At 47.8% G+C, this 1,864-nt stretch carries 3 protein-coding genes; 2 read left to right on the top strand and 1 reads right to left on the bottom strand.

Annotation, left to right across the window (positions count from 1 at the left end):
- On the top strand, positions 1 to 668 hold a 668-nt coding region (locus AACP44_RS09200; RefSeq protein WP_339340232.1), incomplete at its 5' end, for a class I SAM-dependent methyltransferase.
- Between the two features lie 526 nt (positions 669 to 1,194).
- On the top strand, positions 1,195 to 1,476 hold the full coding sequence (locus AACP44_RS09195; RefSeq protein ID WP_339340231.1) for a hypothetical protein: 282 nt from the start codon (positions 1,195 to 1,197) through the stop codon (positions 1,474 to 1,476).
- 77 nt (positions 1,477 to 1,553) lie between these two features.
- Here the strand turns inward: AACP44_RS09195 and AACP44_RS09190 are convergent.
- A partial coding sequence (locus tag AACP44_RS09190) for a hypothetical protein (RefSeq protein ID WP_339340230.1) occupies positions 1,554 to 1,864 on the bottom strand: 311 nt, incomplete at its 5' end.

The raw sequence follows: 1,864 nt of genomic DNA, 5'->3' as shown, positions 1-1,864 counted from the left end.
CCTATGTATTACGCTATACCGATAAAGGCTTGGCTATTGCCCAAACAGGTCGCAAAGCCGCCGGTCCGGTCATTGTCGACTTTACCGGCGGCGGCACGGCCCATCGGCGCCACTATGGCGGTGGTGAATTAATCGTTAAGGCGGTAGCCGGTGATAAACACCACCGACCAACGGTACTAGATGCCACCGCAGGTTTGGGGCGAGATAGTTTTGTGCTGGCCAGTTGGGGCTATCCGGTGACTTTATGCGAGCGCTCACCCGTGGTGGCGGCAGTGCTAAGCGATGGTCTAGAGCGGGCAAAACAGGTCGATGATGCCGAATTACTAGCGGTTATCGCCCGGATGCAGTTACAAGCCACCGATGCGGTCGCTTATATGCAGACGTTAAGCCAAGAGACAGCACCGGATGCTATTGTGATTGACCCGATGTTCCCCGCAGCAAAAAAATCCGCTTTAGTAAAAAAAGAGATGCAGGCCTTTCATCATATTGTCGGGGCTGATCAAGATAGTGCAACACTGCTAGATTGCGCCCTGACAACCGCCAGACACCGAGTCGTGGTCAAGCGCCCAAAAAAAGCTGAATATTTAGCCGCAATAAAGCCTGATTTTAGCGTTGAGGGAAAAGCCATTCGTTTTGACATATACAGTCTGCGGGCTTACGGCAAATAGCCGGTATAACGCTTGTTCAGGCGTTATCTATAGTCATAATACGGCGGTCAGCTGCACCTAACAGCCCCAGGCGAGGGTACCAATATTTCTTTCCTTTATTTACTTGGCAGATGTAAAAAACCTTCTATACTCACTGTGTCAGCCTGCAAAAATCTGTATGGGGTGACCAAAATAACCAATGGTGAGTTTTATACGGTCCTCTGATTGATTAAAGCTAGGTCATATTTGGCCGATAACAGATTGGGGCCGATTAATTAAGTAGTCAATACAGTATTAAGTCGATAGCCATGCGCTGGGTGCAGGGTGTTATCGCAGAGTCTCGAGGGAGAGCACGTAAGCATTATCTACGTGCATTTTGGGGCGGGCATTTTTGCCCGCCCTTTTTTATTGCCTGCCGTAATGAATGGTATGCAAACTTTTTATCGGATTGTGGCCATCCTATTGCGCTTTATGGTCAATTATGGTCTTATTTCGCGGCCCAAAAACGGGCTCAACACCGATTATTTATCTGTAGAAAGGAAAAACCATGAAAGTTGTTAAAAAAACCTCCGAGTACACTATTTCACAGCGTCGCGATGGCCGCTATGCGGTAGTGGGTAGTGACAAGAAGCCTGTTAATGGCGACGACAAAGTAAACATCTTATTGGCTGAAGAGCTGATTAAAGTCACTGCGCCAGCCCCTGCGCCAGAACCAGAGCCAGAAGCTGAAGAAGTCGCTGCTGAAGAAACTACAGAAGAGGCTACTGAAGAAGCCGCAGAAGAGCCTGCTGAGGAAGCGCCAGCTGAAGAGGGCGATGCGGCGGAGTAAGTTCCGGTGATTGTTAAAAAAAGGCGCTTATCATAAGCGCCTTTTTTATTGCCACAAGTTTATTGCCACAAGCATATTCAGTTAAGCCTGTTTGCTCTGATAGATGCTTGATATTCCTGTTCAATCTTATCTTGCAACTCCGCCTGTGCGATCCCTTTTTTGCGCAGGGATTGTTGTAATCGGTGATCGCGTCGTGATTTGCGGTGGTATGCCAACAAACGTTTAAACAGTTGTTGATGGCTATTGCCGTTAACCAGTTCTATCACCAAATCAAGCGCTATCCCAGTGCGGTAAGCAATACGTTGCGGGTGAATCTTATAGGCATGAAATTCCGCGACCACATCAATCTGTTGTCTTAAAGATTTATCACTCAATTTGGCATAGTTGG

It is taken from the genome of uncultured Oceanicoccus sp., from assembly GCF_963968385.1.
GTDB lineage: Bacteria > Pseudomonadota > Gammaproteobacteria > Pseudomonadales > Dasaniaceae > Oceanicoccus.
The sequence above is the reverse complement of the archived record's forward strand: the minus strand, read 5'-3'. Positions and strand labels throughout refer to the sequence as shown.

Coding starts and splice junctions, on each gene's coding strand:
- AACP44_RS09195 (WP_339340231.1), top strand. CDS start 1,195: ATGAAAGTTGTTAAAAAAACCTCCGAGTACACTATTTCACAGCGTCGC.